This window comes from Pseudomonas zeae, assembly GCF_014268485.2.
In the GTDB taxonomy this organism is placed as follows: domain Bacteria; phylum Pseudomonadota; class Gammaproteobacteria; order Pseudomonadales; family Pseudomonadaceae; genus Aquipseudomonas; species Aquipseudomonas neuropathica.
In genome coordinates this window covers 4,754,946-4,767,786 of record NZ_CP077090.1, presented here as the reverse complement: position 1 = coordinate 4,767,786, position 12,841 = coordinate 4,754,946, and the positions used below count along the sequence as shown (strand labels likewise).

At 61.7% G+C, this 12,841-nt stretch carries 13 protein-coding genes; 6 read left to right on the top strand and 7 right to left on the bottom strand.

Features of this window, described 5'->3' with window-relative positions:
* Positions 1-3 precede the first annotated feature (3 nt).
* A complete protein-coding gene (locus HU754_RS20940; protein ID WP_186620644.1) occupies positions 4-819 on the top strand; it encodes an alpha/beta fold hydrolase in 816 nt (271 codons plus the stop codon).
* Positions 820-970: 151 nt separating this feature from the next.
* On the opposite strand, the gene dsbG is transcribed toward HU754_RS20940, so the two are convergent.
* Genes dsbG through dsbD form a run of 3 tightly spaced genes read right to left on the bottom strand, consistent with a single transcriptional unit; the run spans position 971 to position 4,331 of the window.
* Positions 971-1,741, bottom strand: a complete 771-nt coding sequence (dsbG, locus tag HU754_RS20935) for a thiol:disulfide interchange protein DsbG (RefSeq protein WP_186620645.1) — start codon at positions 1,739-1,741, stop codon at positions 971-973.
* Positions 1,717-2,598 carry a TlpA disulfide reductase family protein gene (locus HU754_RS20930; RefSeq protein ID WP_186620646.1) on the bottom strand — a complete coding sequence of 294 codons (882 nt, stop codon included), beginning with the start codon at positions 2,596-2,598 and terminating at the stop codon, positions 1,717-1,719. The genes dsbG and HU754_RS20930 overlap by 25 nt, the downstream gene beginning before the upstream one ends.
* Positions 2,598-4,331, bottom strand: coding sequence for a protein-disulfide reductase DsbD (gene dsbD, locus HU754_RS20925; protein WP_186620647.1), 1,734 nt, complete (start codon positions 4,329-4,331; stop codon positions 2,598-2,600). Before dsbD ends, HU754_RS20930 begins: the two co-directional genes overlap by 1 nt.
* A 153-nt stretch (positions 4,332-4,484) precedes the next feature.
* Between dsbD and HU754_RS20920 the strand changes: the two genes are divergently transcribed.
* The 5 genes from HU754_RS20920 to HU754_RS20900 all read left to right on the top strand — a co-directional run bounded on the left by HU754_RS20920 (position 4,485) and on the right by HU754_RS20900 (position 9,051).
* Positions 4,485-5,165, top strand: a complete 681-nt coding sequence (locus tag HU754_RS20920; protein ID WP_007908710.1) for a response regulator — start codon at positions 4,485-4,487, stop codon at positions 5,163-5,165.
* Entirely contained in the window at positions 5,165-6,487 is a 1,323-nt protein-coding gene (locus HU754_RS20915) for an ATP-binding protein (RefSeq protein WP_093435043.1), read from the top strand. Before HU754_RS20920 ends, HU754_RS20915 begins: the two co-directional genes overlap by 1 nt.
* Before the next feature lie 215 nt (positions 6,488-6,702).
* A complete protein-coding gene (locus tag HU754_RS20910) occupies positions 6,703-7,188 on the top strand; it encodes a GNAT family N-acetyltransferase (RefSeq protein ID WP_186620649.1) in 486 nt (161 codons plus the stop codon).
* A 142-nt stretch (positions 7,189-7,330) separates the two neighbouring features.
* Entirely contained in the window at positions 7,331-8,743 is a 1,413-nt protein-coding gene (locus HU754_RS20905) for an aspartate aminotransferase family protein (protein WP_186620651.1), read from the top strand.
* Between the two features lie 83 nt (positions 8,744-8,826).
* Positions 8,827-9,051, top strand: a complete 225-nt coding sequence (locus tag HU754_RS20900; protein ID WP_186620653.1) for an MbtH family protein — start codon at positions 8,827-8,829, stop codon at positions 9,049-9,051.
* A gap of 186 nt (positions 9,052-9,237) precedes the next feature.
* On the opposite strand, the gene HU754_RS20895 is transcribed toward HU754_RS20900, so the two are convergent.
* The 4 genes from HU754_RS20895 to HU754_RS20880 are packed head-to-tail and all read right to left on the bottom strand — an operon-like array spanning position 9,238 to position 12,814.
* On the bottom strand, positions 9,238-10,143 hold the full coding sequence (locus HU754_RS20895) for a metal ABC transporter substrate-binding protein (protein ID WP_186620656.1): 906 nt from the start codon (positions 10,141-10,143) through the stop codon (positions 9,238-9,240).
* Positions 10,144-11,043: a metal ABC transporter permease gene (locus tag HU754_RS20890; protein WP_007917717.1), complete on the bottom strand. Its 900-nt coding sequence runs from the start codon at positions 11,041-11,043 to the stop codon at positions 10,144-10,146.
* Complete coding sequence (locus HU754_RS20885; protein ID WP_225919932.1) at positions 11,043-11,888, bottom strand: metal ABC transporter ATP-binding protein; 846 nt, start codon at positions 11,886-11,888, stop codon at positions 11,043-11,045. The genes HU754_RS20890 and HU754_RS20885 overlap by 1 nt, the downstream gene beginning before the upstream one ends.
* Complete coding sequence (locus HU754_RS20880; RefSeq protein ID WP_186620658.1) at positions 11,885-12,814, bottom strand: metal ABC transporter substrate-binding protein; 930 nt, start codon at positions 12,812-12,814, stop codon at positions 11,885-11,887. Before HU754_RS20880 ends, HU754_RS20885 begins: the two co-directional genes overlap by 4 nt.
* Positions 12,815-12,841: the final 27 nt, after the last annotated feature.

Below are 12,841 nucleotides of genomic sequence, written 5' to 3'. Positions count from 1 at the left end.
TCGATGCCTTTTTTCACGGTGGACGGACAAGCGCTGCATTACATTGATCAAGGCACTGGTCCGGCAGTTTTGCTGGCCGGCAGCTATCTGTGGGATCAGGCCATGTGGGCGCCGCAGATCGCCGCGTTATCGCCGCACTATCGAGTGATTGCACTGGATTTGTGGGGCCATGGCGAATCGGGACGGTTGCCTGAAGGCACGACCTCACTGGATGACATTGCCAGTCAGGCGCAGGCTCTGCTCGATCATCTGGATATCGACCGTGTCACCCTGATTGGCCTGTCGGTCGGCGGCATGTGGGGCGTGCGTCTGGCGTTGTCGGCACCGCAGCGGATCAACGGTCTGGTGTTGATGGATACCTACGTCGGCGTCGAACCTGAACCCACCCGTCAGTATTACTTTTCGCTGTTCAAGCAAATTGAGGAAACCGGCGAAATCTCCGAGCAACTACTGGATATCGTCGTACCGATCTTCTTCCGTCCGGGCATCGATCCGCAGTCGGCGCTGTATCAGGATTTTCGCGCGAAACTGGCGGCGTACTCTTCGGATCGGCTGCGCGAAAGCATCGTGCCGATGGGGCGAATCACCTTTGGCCGTGATGACTTGTTGCCACGGTTGGGCAAGTTGAATGCGGCGACCACGCTGGTAATGTGCGGCGATCAGGACAAGCCGCGACCGCCGTCCGAAGCAAAGGAAATGGCCGAGTTGATCGGTTGCCCGTGGGTGTTGGTGCCGGAAGCGGGGCATATCTCCAATCTGGAGAATCCGCAGTTTGTCACCGAGGTGTTGTTTACCTTCCTCAGCGAGCGCAACCGTTAGACCGAGTAATCGTTCTTCGTCGGAACGCCGCCCGGAGACAAGCTCGCTCCCACAGTGACCGCATTGAACACAGAGTCTGTGAACACATTTGATCCCTGTGGGAGCGAGCCTGCTCGCGAAGGCGTCATTTCAGGCGCCAACAAACCCGGAATTATTTGGGCCCGAGAATCTTCACCAACTTGTCCGGCGAAGGCGCGCCTTGTTGCTGTTGCAACTCACCCTTGTCATCCATATAGAAAATCGCCGGCGTCGCCTGCAAGTCGAGGTCTTCCATCAACTGCATGTTGGCCGCCAGTTTGCTCTGCACGGCCGCCGGAATATCTTTCAGCGCTTTCAGTGAGCTGCCCTTGCCAGCCTTCTCGTGATCTTCCAGCGCCTTGGCCGGGTCTTTCGCAGCCAGCAACGCGGCCGACTTGCCCGGGCTGTCTTCGCGAATGATGCCGACCATGATGTGCCGCAGTTGCACCTTGCCAGCCTTGACCCATGGCCGCGCCTGTTCCCAGAACATGTTGCAGTACGGGCAGTTCGGATCGCTGAACAGGTACACCGTGCGCGGTGCATCCTTGTTGCCGTCCTGAATCCAGTTGCTCGCCTCGAATTTGGCCCAGACTTCCTTGGCCATCGGCGCATAAACCAGTTTTTGCAGTGGCTCGCTGCTCAAGTCCTTGCCGTCGGCGTCGTACAGATTACCCAGCAAAACGTGTTTGCCATCCGGGGTCAGGTACAGCGCCATGCCGCGATTCTGATACTGCGCCGCATACCCGCGCAGGCCATCGGGGGCGTCGAACTGGCCGACGATTTTCGCGCCTTTGGCTTCGATCTGCTTGATCGCCGCGGGCAGTTCTTCTGCAGCCTGCACCGACGGCAAGTGCAGCAGGGCGGTGCCCAGAGTCAGCGTCAGCAGGTGGCGGAGGCGGGGCATGGCAGTTTCCTTGCAGAGGTGGCCGGTGCAGTGGCCGGGTTCGAATTCGGGGTTGGGGCGGCGAAGTTTTCCAGCGCACGCGCCAGGCTGGCGTTGGACAGCTCACCCAAGTGGCTGGTCAGCAGCCGACCATCAGGGCTATAGAACAGCGTAGTCGGCAATGCCATGGAACCGACGGCCTGACCCAACCGGCCGCTGCGGTCGAACAGCACGTTGTTGAGGCTCAGGCCCTGGGTTTCGAGAAACGTCGCCACGCTTTGCATGCTTTCGGCCTGGTTGACGAACAGGAAGGTCAGGTCCGGGCGTTGCATCTGCGCGTTTTCCAGCACCGGCATTTCGCGACGGCATGGCGGGCACCAGGTCGCCCACAGATTGATCACCAGCGGACCGCCCTGATAATCACGGAGCTGAATGGTTTCCCCGGCCGCATTGCGCAGGGAGATGTCCGGCAGTCGGGTGCCTTGTTCGTAGAGGTTTAACGACAACGTCGCCAACAGCCAGAACGCCACGCCGCTGGCCACGCCAAACCCCAACGGGCGACGCAGCCCTGGACGCCGCCAGCCGCGATACAGGGCGACCAGCAACAATACGATCACCCCCGGCCAGGCGAGGAACCCACCGTCGCGCAAATCGATGATTTGCCACGGGTCATTGCGATAGTGCGACCAGTACAGCAGCACAAAAGCAATTCGCGCCGCGAGCATGCCCAGCAGAAACAGACTGAACAATGCTGACTCGGGGTTATCGCCGCCACGTTTGGCCACCCGCCAGCCGACAAAAGTCGCCAGCGCCAAGGCACTGATCAGCAGCAGGTGGTTAAGCGCGATGGCAAGAGTGCCGAGGGTTAAAGTCAGCATTAGTTGGCGTCCCGGGTGGTGGCCCAGCGTTGCAGAAACGTCTCGGCATCGACTTCGCCGGTGATGCGCTGGCTGCGGCGTTCTTCGCCATCCGTGCCAATCCAGACGAAACTCGGTGGCCCCGGCACTTTGTAGCGGCTGAGCAATTCACGGCTGGCAGCGTTGTCAGCAGTGACATCGAGGCGCAGCAGGCGAACGTCGCTCAACGCCTGCATGACCTTGTCCTTGCCGAATACCTGTTTCTCCATGACTTTGCACGACACGCACCAGTCGGCGTAGTAATCGAGCAGCACCCACTGACCCTGAGCCTTGGCGGCATCGAGTTCGCGTTGTAGCACCGCCGGTTCCTTGATGGTGGTGAACGCGTCATGCGCCGATGGCGCCGCCGTACTGGCGCGGCCGGCACTGTAGACCTGCAACGGCTGATACGGATCATCGCTGCCGCCCGCCGCACCAATCACCAGCAAACTGCCCCACAACCCGAGCAACAGCGAGGTTGCGCCGAACAACTGGGCAACGCGGCCAAAACCTTCGGACTGTTTCCAGGCGCAGAACGCGGCGATCAACAGCAGTGCGCCGCACAGGCCCAGCCACAACGAAGCGTCCAGTACCGGGCGCAACATCAACAGCGCGGTGGCGAGGAAGAGGAAACCGAACACTCCTTTGAGCAGGTTCATCCACGCGCCGGGTTTGGGCAGGAAGCGATTGCCCACGGTGACCAGCAACAGCAACGGCACACCAATGCCGATGCCCAGCGAGAACAGGATCAAGCCACCGTGCAGCGCGTTGCCGCTCTGCGCGATATACAACAACGCACCGGCCAGTGGCGCGGTCATGCACGGGCCGACCAGCAGACCGGACAAGGCACCGAGCACCCCGGCGCCGATCAGGCTGCCACCGCTGCGACTGCGCGAAGCGTGTTCGAGGCGGTCGCGCAGGGCCACCGGCAATTGCAGTTCAAAGAAACCGAACATCGGCAAGGCCAGCACCACGAAGATCGCGGCGAACGTGCCGAGCAGCCAAGGGTTCTGCAACCACGCCTGCAGATTCGCACCAAGCAGCGCGGCGATCACGCCCATCGCCGCATACACCAGCGCCATGCAGATCACATAGCTGCCGGCCAGCGCGAAACCGCGACGCGGGGTGGCACCACTGCCGACCACCATGCCAGCCAGAATCGGCAGCATCGGCAATGTGCAAGGCGTGAATGCGAGCAACAGTCCGAGGCCGAAAAATACCAACAGGCTCCAGCCCAGCGCCCGTTGTTGCAGGCTGCTGGCCAAGGCCTGATCCGGTGCTTCTGCACCTGCGGCCACCGCGGCCTTGCCGCCCAGGTCAATGACCCGGGTTTGCGGCGGATAGCACAGGCCCGCATCGGCACAACCCTGGTAGCTGACTTTGATCTGGCCTGTGGCGGTTGCCGGAATTTTCACTTCCAGCCCTTGGCGATAGACCGGTTGTTCACCGAAGAACTCGTCGCTGTGGGATTCGCCTTCAGGGAGTGTCGGCTGCTGTGCTGCGCTCAGTCCGTCGAATTTCAGGCGTTTCTGATACAGGTAATAACCGTCGGCGATTTGCCAGAACAATTGGGTCTCACCGGATTCCAGGCGCTCGGACGTCAGCACGAATGCCTGGTCGACCGGCAGAAACTCCGGTTTTGTCTCAAATGGATTGTTCCCGGCCTGGGCCAGGCTGGAAATCAGCAGAGCAAACAAAAGAAAAAAATGACGCATGGAGGAGCCTTGTCCCTGTGCAAGTGAGGTGCACAATGGGCGGCGGCGATTAACCGATGATTAACCGCCACGCCCTTGTCGCTGTGACGTTCGGGGCATAATGTCAGCTTAATCGGCCAACTGCCTAATCGGCTTTTTTCTACGGGACTCACCATGCACGTACTGGTTTGCGAAGACGATGAGCTGATTGCCAGCGGCATCGTTGCCGGTCTCACGGCTCAGGGTTTGACCGTTGAGCACGTCAACACCGCATCGAAAGCGCGGGCGATGCTCAAGGTCGCTGAATTCGACGTGATGGTGCTCGATCTTGGCCTGCCCGACGAAGATGGCCTCAAGTTGCTGCAACAACTGCGTCAGAGTGGCCTGGAGATTCCAGTGCTGATCCTGACCGCGCGCGACTCGGTCACCGACCGCGTTGACGGCTTGCAGGCCGGGGCTGACGATTACCTGCTCAAGCCGTTTGATCTGCGCGAACTGTTCGCCCGCCTGCAAACCCTGTTGCGCCGGGTTGCCGGGCGCAGCGTCAACCTGATCGAGCATGGCGCGCTGACGTACGATCCGAGCAGCCGCGAAACCACCCTGGCCGGGCAACCGGTGGACTTGTCGCGCCGCGAGCAATCGCTGTTGCAGGCGCTGCTGCACAATCGTGGCCGGGTGCTGTCCACCGAGCAGTTGAAGGACAGCGTCTACGGCTTCAACGATGAGCTGGAAAGCAACGCGCTGAACGTGCACATCCATCACCTGCGCAGCAAACTGGGCAAAGGCATCGTCGAAACCGTGCGCGGTCTGGGCTATCGCCTCGGCCCGGCCGACGGTGGAGATCAAGGCAAGTGATGAGCCTGCGACTGCGCTTGAGCCTGACCCTCGGTGCTGCGTTTGCGCTGATCTGGGCGCTGGCGGCGGCCTGGATGCTCAGTGACCTGCGCAATCAGATGATGTTTTCCCTCGACCAGCGTCTGGTGGCCTCGGCGCGCATGGTCGCCGGGCTGCTGGAACAGTTGCCGACATTGCCGAGCAAAGGCGAGGGCACGCATTTCAGTGCCGAACAACTGAATATCCCCGGCGGCATGGCCTGTCAGGTCAGCTCCTTGCGTGGGGAAATACTCGCGCGCAGTCACAATAATCCCGAACAAGCGCTGGAAGCCGAGAAAATGGGCTTCCATGACCAGATGATCGATGGCGCGCCGTGGCGCAGCTTCACCCTGGCGCGGGGCGATGTGCGCATCACCACGGCCGACCGGCAGATCGAGCGCGAAGCCCTGAACATGTCGATCCTGCTGGCGGCGTCGGTGCCGGTGGGCGTGGCGCTGCTCGGCTGCCTGTGCCTGTTGTGGCTGGGCATCGGCCAGGGGCTGGCGCCACTCAACCGTCTGCGTGAGGCGCTGATGCGGCGCAATGCCGACTCGCTCGAGCCGTTGCAGATCCAGACCTTCCCCAGCGAATTGAAGCCGCTGCTGGAAACGCAAAATCAGTTGTTTCAACGCATCGGCAAGACCATCGAGCGTGAGCGCCGTCTGACCGGTGACGCGGCGCATGAACTGCGCAGCCCGCTGACGGCGATCAAGACCCACCTGCAAGTTGCGCGCATGACCGACGGCAGCGCCCGCGATCAGTCACTGGCGCGGGCCGAGGAGGGCGCCGATCGCTTGCATCGCACCCTCGAACAGTTGTTGTTGCTGGCGCGGGTCGAGGGCAGCCTGTCGTTCGATGACGGTTCGCAGTGCAGCGCCGAGCAAGTGGCACGCCTGGCGATCCAGGACGCCACCGGTGGCGAGCACCAGCGCATCAAACTGCAACTGCCGGCCGGGCTTAGCGCTGCACCGCTGCACATGCCGGCGGTGCTGTCGATCGCGGCGCTGCGCAATCTGCTCGACAACGCCTTGCGCCATACCCCTGAGGACTGCGCAGTCGAACTGAGTCTGGAAACCATTGGCAACCGCGTGCGGTTTGTCGTGCGTGATCATGGCCCGGGCATTGCACCGGATGATCTGCAACACCTGACCCAACGCTTCTGGCGCAACGGCCAGAGCACCGGTTGCGGCCTTGGCCTGGCGATTGTCCAGGCGATCGTTCAGCGCTGCGACTGCGCCCTGCATTTCGACAGCCGCCCGGATGGCCTGCGCGTCGAGCTGACCATGCCATTGCAACCTGTCTGACCTGACCACAAATCCCCTGTGGGAGCGAGCCTGCTCGCGAAGACGGCGGCACAGTCAGCATCCAAGTGGCTGACAAAACGCTTTCGCGAGCAGGCTCGCTCCCACAAGGGCGGATGTTTTGGCACATCAAATGTAACTTTTCGACATTCGCTATCCGGCAGGGGTGGGGGTAAGGTCAACGCAGCTTTGACTCAATGGATTGAGGGAATTGCGCCATGGAAGCACCCATCTGCATTCGTTCCGCCACACTGGCCGACGCCGGCATCATCGGCCGCATCATCGAACGTTCGATCCGTATCGGTTGTGCGCTCGACCACCGTAACGATCCGATACGGGTCAGCACCTGGATCACTCAGCAATCCGCCGACTTCATCAGCGCCCGCCTCGCCGACCCGCACTTCTATTTATGCATGGCTTTACTGGCGGACAAACCGGTCGGTGTCGGCATGGCACAGGCCAGTGGTGACATTTCCCTGTGTTACGTGCAGCCGGAATCCTTTCGCCGGGGCGTCGGGCGCGCGTTGATGCACGATCTGGAGGGCTGGTTGCGGGTTCGCGACGTTGCTCAAGCGAATCTCAACAGCACGCGCACCGGTCGTGCTTTTTATCGCCGTCTGGGCTATCGCGAGTCAGCGCCGCCCGTCGAATACCAAGGCGTGCAGACCCTGCCCATGCACAAGTCGTTGGCAGCGCCGGCCTGACAACACGATCACGGGCTAAATCCTCAGGCCCCTTAAGCGTTTCCAGAACAGGAAAACCTGCAAGTGCGCCCCGCGATCGGAATGCGCACCTGTCCGGTGTGCTGTTTTGGTCACTATCCATAGCCAATTGAGGGGTCGAGAGATGTCAGTCGCCACCAGCCTTATCGAAGAGTCGTCGGCCCGGGTTACCTCGGCGCCGGCCGAAACGCTGTACCAGTTCAACGAATCGCCATTGCTGGCTCGTCAGGCCCGGCAGGAGTCCAACGCGCGCAGCTATCCACGACGCATTCCATTGGCACTGAAGCGCGCCAAAGGCCTGTATGTCGAAGACGTTGAAGGGCGCACGTTCATCGACTGCCTCGCTGGGGCCGGCACGCTGGCGCTGGGGCATAACCACCCGGTGGTGATCGAAGCGATCCAGCAGGTATTGGCCGATGAATTGCCATTGCATACCCTCGACCTGACCACGCCGGTCAAGGATCAGTTCGTCCAGGACCTGTTCGGCCTGCTGCCGCCCGCCCTGGCGGCGCAAGCGAAAATCCAGTTCTGCGGCCCGACCGGTACCGATGCCGTGGAAGCAGCATTGAAGCTGGTACGCACGGCGACCGGGCGCAGCACCGTGCTGTCGTTCTCCGGTGGTTATCACGGTATGAGCCAGGGCGCGTTGAGCCTGATGGGCAGCCTGGGGCCAAAAAAACCGCTGGGTGCGTTGCTCAGCAATGGCGTGCAGTTCATGCCGTTCCCGTACGACTACCGTTGCCCGTTCGGCCTTGGTGGCGCGGCGGGTGTGAGGGCTAACCTGAGCTATCTGGAAAACTTGCTCAACGACCCGGAAGCCGGCGTGCAACTGCCCGCAGCGGTGATCGTCGAAGCGGTGCAGGGCGAGGGTGGTGTGATTCCGGCGGACATCGAGTGGCTGCGCGGCTTGCGCCGGATCACCGAAAAGGCCGGCGTGGCGTTGATCGTCGACGAGATCCAGAGCGGTTTCGCCCGCACCGGCAAGATGTTTGCCTTCGAACACGCCGGTATCACCCCGGATGTGGTGGTGTTGTCCAAAGCCATCGGCGGCAGCCTGCCGTTGGCCGTGGTGGTCTATCGCGACTGGCTCGACACCTGGCAGCCGGGCGCGCACGCCGGCACCTTCCGTGGCAATCAAATGGCCATGGCGGCAGGTTCTGCGGTGATGCGTTATCTGGTTGAGCACAAAGTCTGTGAACACGCTGCTGCCATGGGCGAGCGCCTCAGCGAGCACCTGCACATCCTGCAACGGGACTTCCCGCAACTGGGCGACATTCGTGGTCGCGGCCTGATGCTCGGCGTCGAGCTGGTCGAGCCGAACGGCACACCGGATGCGCTCGGTCATCTGCCGGCGTTCGCACGACTGGCGCCGCTGGTCCAGCGCGAATGCCTCAAGCGTGGGCTGATTCTGGAGCTGGGCGGTCGGCATGGCGCAGTAGTACGTTTCCTGCCGCCGCTGGTGATCACTGCCGCCGAAATCGACCGTGTCGCGGAAATCTTTGGCCGTGCTTTGGCCGCTGCCACCGCTGCGCTGTAAATTTTTCGCCGCGCCGAACGTTCTTTCTACATACCCGGCTGCACTCAGCGTGCAGCCCACCCTTATAACGATGGAGAACCAGCATGACGTCAGTATTCGACCGCGAGGACATCCTCTTTCAGGTCGTGGTCAACCACGAAGAGCAATACTCGATCTGGCCGGACTACAAAGCCGTGCCGCAAGGTTGGCGCACCGTGGGCAAGAGCGGCCTGAAAAAGGAATGCCTGGCCTATATCGAAGAAGTCTGGACCGACATGCGTCCGCTGAGCCTGCGTCAGAAGATGGAAGCCCAGACCGCCGCGCAATAAGCGGCCGGGCAAAAAGAAACCCGCTGGACTGGAAACAGTCAGCGGGTTTTTTCTTGCCTCGGGTTTGTGTTGCCCGGGCAGGCCCCTTCGCGAGCAGGCTCGCTCCCACATGGGATCTGTGTCGTGCACAAACCTCTGTGGGAGCGAGCCTGCTCGCGAAGAACGATAACGCGGTTCCGGCTGAAACTAAGCCCCGCTCAAGCCCTTGAGCAGCAAATCAACATTGCCCTCCAGCTCCGCCACCGGATCTGCCGCATCGGTACTCAACACCACCAAACGACTGCCTGACTCGACAATTGCCGCTTTCAGCGCCTCCGATGGCTGACGATGATGCAGCACCACCGCCACATCATTGTCCTTGAGCGTCGCCGTCAGTTTTTTCAGATCCTGCGGCGTCCATTCCGCATCAGGGCGTGGATCCTGGCCAACCAGCTCCAGATTCAGACTACCGATCAGATAACCAAAGTGATCACTCAAACTCATCACACTCAGATTGTCGGCACTCGCCAACCGCGCCTCGCTGTCGGCGCTGAGCTTCAGCAAACGCTGCTTCAACGTCGCCAGATTCGCCTCGATCGCAGGCTTGGCGCTAGGTGCCAGGCGCACCAGATCCGCCGCCATCACGTCCGCCATGCGCCCCATGTTGTTGCTCGCCAGCCATGGCTGGCTGTTCAAACCATCAACCTTCAGATCCGGTTGCACGGCAATGCCCGGCAGGGCGCCGTCGACCGGGCGCGCCGCGTCGACTTCAACGATGCGAATATTGCTGCGACGGGCGATCGGGTACAGCGAATCATCGGCCCACAGCGAGCGCACGCCAATCACCGCATCGGCGCTCGTCGCCAACTTGCTCAGCGCCGGTGCACCGCGCCCGGTGAAATAAGCGTTCTGCCGGCTGCCCGGCAAGTTCGCCGGTGCCGCACGTTCAAGCTGGACGTCAGTGCCTTTGAGCAGCACTTCGCCCAAGCCATAGGTGATCGGCAACGAGGCCAGCACTCGCAGCGGTTTAGTGTTTTCGGCGGCCATCAATGGCGTGCAGATCACGCCGCACAGGATCATGGCCAAGGTCAGTTTGCGCAGTGAAAAAGTCATTTATCCAAGATTCCCTTTCAGGCTCGGGACAACCCCGCGCGCAATGGCGGCGAGGGCGAAGGCAATGCCGGCGACCAGAATGATCGCGGCGCCGGACGGGATCGGCAGATCAAACACGATCGGCGCGAGGATCCCGCACAGTGTGCTGACCGTGGCGATCAACACCGAGCACCAGAAGAATCCCTTGAGCGACTGGCTGAGCAAACGTGCCGCCGCCGCTGGAATCACCAGCAGCGCGCCGACCAGAATCGCGCCGATGACTTTCACCGCTGCGACGGTGATCAGCGTCACCAGAATCACGAACAGATAATCCAGAGTCTTCACCGCCACCCCGCGCACCGCCGCCAGTTGCGGGTTGAAACTGGCGAGCATGATGCGGTTGTACAGCGGCAGGGCCAGGGCCATGACCAGCGAACCGACGATGGCCAATACCGCCAGATCGTTGCCGTTAACCGTGAGTACCGAACCGAACAGCACGTTCTCGAGAATGTGCACGTTGATCTTGCCCGCGAGAATCAGCAGCAGACTCGCGCCCAGTGCCAGTGACACCGAGAGGAATACGCCGATCAAAGTGTCCGGTGCCAGACCGGTACGGTTGCGCAGGTAATTGAGCAGGATGCCGAACAGCAGGCAGTAGCCGAACAGGCTGCCGTAGGGCCCGGTGTAAGGCTCGCCGAGCAGAATGCCGATGGCTACACCGGTGAGCGCCGCATGGCCCACCGCTTCGGAAAAAAACGCGAAGCGCTTGACCACCACCAGCGTGCCGAGGCCGCCGAGTACCGGGCCGATCAACAGGCCGGCAAGCAACGCATTGACCACGAAACCGTAGGCCAGCGCTTCCGGCAGATACCCGGACGAGGCCCAGCCTTGCACCATCAAACGAAAGGCTTCGTAACTCATCAGGCAGCGCTCCGTGGATGGGTCGAGAACAAGGTCAGCAGGCGTTCCGGGGTCAGCGCCTCTTGCGGTGAGGCATCGAACAGCACACGGCGGTTTAGACCCGTGACACGGCTGGCCAGACGCCCGACCGCTTCCAGATCGTGCTCGATCCACAGCACGGTGATGCCCGCTGCACGCCAATCGCCGAGCAGACGTTCGAATACCTGAATCCCGGCTTCATCGAGGGCCGACATCGGCTCATCCAGCACCAGCAATTGCGGCGCCGGGATCAGCCCTTGGGCGAGCAGCACCCGCTGCCGCTCACCGCCGGACAGCGCGCCCATGCGGCGCTTGCGTTTGTCTTGCATGCCGACGCGTTCCAGCGCTTCACCAATGGCGCCGGCATACCGCTTGCTCAAACCGAGAAACGCCGGTCGCCGCTGGCACATGGCAGCCATGAAATCGTCGACGGTCATCGGCAGACCGCGATCGAATTCCAGCGCCTGCGGTACATAACCGATGGTGCCGGGTTCGCCGGGCCATTGCAGGCTGAGCTGGCCCTGATGGGGCATTTGTCCGAGCAGGGTCTTGATCAGCGAACTCTTGCCGCCACCGTTGGGGCCGACCAGAGCATGTACGCTGCCGGGCTGCACCTGGAAGGTGACGTTATCCAAAATCGTCGTGCGCCCCAGCGTCAGGCAAACCTCGGCAAAATCCAGCGTCGGCCCCAATCCCTGTAGGAGTGAGCCTGCTCGCGATAGCGGTGTGTCATTCAGCAATGATGTCGGCTGATCCGGCGCCTTCGCGAGCAGGCTCGCTCCCACAGGGGACTGGAGTTCGGTCGAGATCGTTTCTCTGGAAGTCATGCGCCAGACTCCTGAATCGCCCGCACCACGGTGTTGAGGTTGCCGGTCATTTCCTTTTCGTACTTGTCGGCGGTGTATTCGCCGTAGGAAATGTGCGACAGCGGATACAGCTTGACGCCGGACTCACGCTGAATGGTGTCGACGTAAGTGGAGGGGAAATCCATCTCCGAGAAGATCACTTTCACGTCCAGTTCACGCAGCTGGTCAATGGTCTTCTTCAACTGGCTTGGGCTCGGCTCGATACCGTGGGCCGGCTCGACCACGGCGGTCACTTCCAGGCCGAACTCACGCAGCAGATAGTCGTAAGCCGCGTGCACCGTGGCTACGCGCAGTTCAGCGTTCGGCGCTTGCGTCAGTTTTGCCAGGGCGTCGGCGCGCATCTGCCGCAGGCGTTTGCCGTAGGCGCGGGCGTTCTGGGTGTAGGTCTTGGCGTTGTCTGGATCGAGTTTGCCCAGTTCGCGGGCAATGTTGTTGACCTGGGCAATGGAAGCGCTGATCGACAGGAACGTGTGCGGGTTCACCACTTTGCCGGCCCCGCGCGCGGCAACCCCGGTGGCCGCCAGCAACGGCACGTTTTCGTTGGCTTCGATGGTTTTGATGGTTGGCGTTTCGCTGGCGGCGATCATGCGGTCGGCGAAGTCGTCATGGCCAACGCCGTTGAGCACGATCACATCCAGCCCGCTGATGCGTTTGATGTCTTCGGCCCGTGGCTCGTAGGCATGCGGGTTGAAACCGGCCGGGATCAGCGGCACCACCTCGGCCTTGTCGCCGACGATGTTGGCCACATAGCTGTAGTAAGGGTGCAGGGTGATGCCGATGCGCAGGCGTTTGGCCTGATCGGCGCTGGCCAACGGGCTCAGCAGGCAGGCACACAGGCCCAATAAAAAGAGGCGTAACAATGGACGGCGTGGCGATGAAATAGACATGGGCAAGCGGTCTTCTCTCGGAGGAGG

Excerpts from the sequence above, each read along its gene's own strand:
- HU754_RS20940 (WP_186620644.1), top strand. The coding sequence starts at position 4 with ATGCCTTTTTTCACGGTGGACGGACAAGCGCTGCATTACATTGATCAA.
- dsbG (WP_186620645.1), bottom strand. The coding sequence starts at position 1,741 with ATGCCCCGCCTCCGCCACCTGCTGACGCTGACTCTGGGCACCGCCCTG.
- HU754_RS20930 (WP_186620646.1), bottom strand. The coding sequence starts at position 2,598 with ATGCTGACTTTAACCCTCGGCACTCTTGCCATCGCGCTTAACCACCTG.
- dsbD (WP_186620647.1), bottom strand. The coding sequence starts at position 4,331 with ATGCGTCATTTTTTTCTTTTGTTTGCTCTGCTGATTTCCAGCCTGGCC.
- HU754_RS20920 (WP_007908710.1), top strand. The coding sequence starts at position 4,485 with ATGCACGTACTGGTTTGCGAAGACGATGAGCTGATTGCCAGCGGCATC.
- HU754_RS20915 (WP_093435043.1), top strand. The coding sequence starts at position 5,165 with ATGAGCCTGCGACTGCGCTTGAGCCTGACCCTCGGTGCTGCGTTTGCG.
- HU754_RS20910 (WP_186620649.1), top strand. The coding sequence starts at position 6,703 with ATGGAAGCACCCATCTGCATTCGTTCCGCCACACTGGCCGACGCCGGC.
- HU754_RS20905 (WP_186620651.1), top strand. The coding sequence starts at position 7,331 with ATGTCAGTCGCCACCAGCCTTATCGAAGAGTCGTCGGCCCGGGTTACC.
- HU754_RS20900 (WP_186620653.1), top strand. The coding sequence starts at position 8,827 with ATGACGTCAGTATTCGACCGCGAGGACATCCTCTTTCAGGTCGTGGTC.
- HU754_RS20895 (WP_186620656.1), bottom strand. The coding sequence starts at position 10,143 with ATGACTTTTTCACTGCGCAAACTGACCTTGGCCATGATCCTGTGCGGC.
- HU754_RS20890 (WP_007917717.1), bottom strand. The coding sequence starts at position 11,043 with ATGAGTTACGAAGCCTTTCGTTTGATGGTGCAAGGCTGGGCCTCGTCC.
- HU754_RS20885 (WP_225919932.1), bottom strand. The coding sequence starts at position 11,888 with ATGACTTCCAGAGAAACGATCTCGACCGAACTCCAGTCCCCTGTGGGA.
- HU754_RS20880 (WP_186620658.1), bottom strand. The coding sequence starts at position 12,814 with ATGTCTATTTCATCGCCACGCCGTCCATTGTTACGCCTCTTTTTATTG.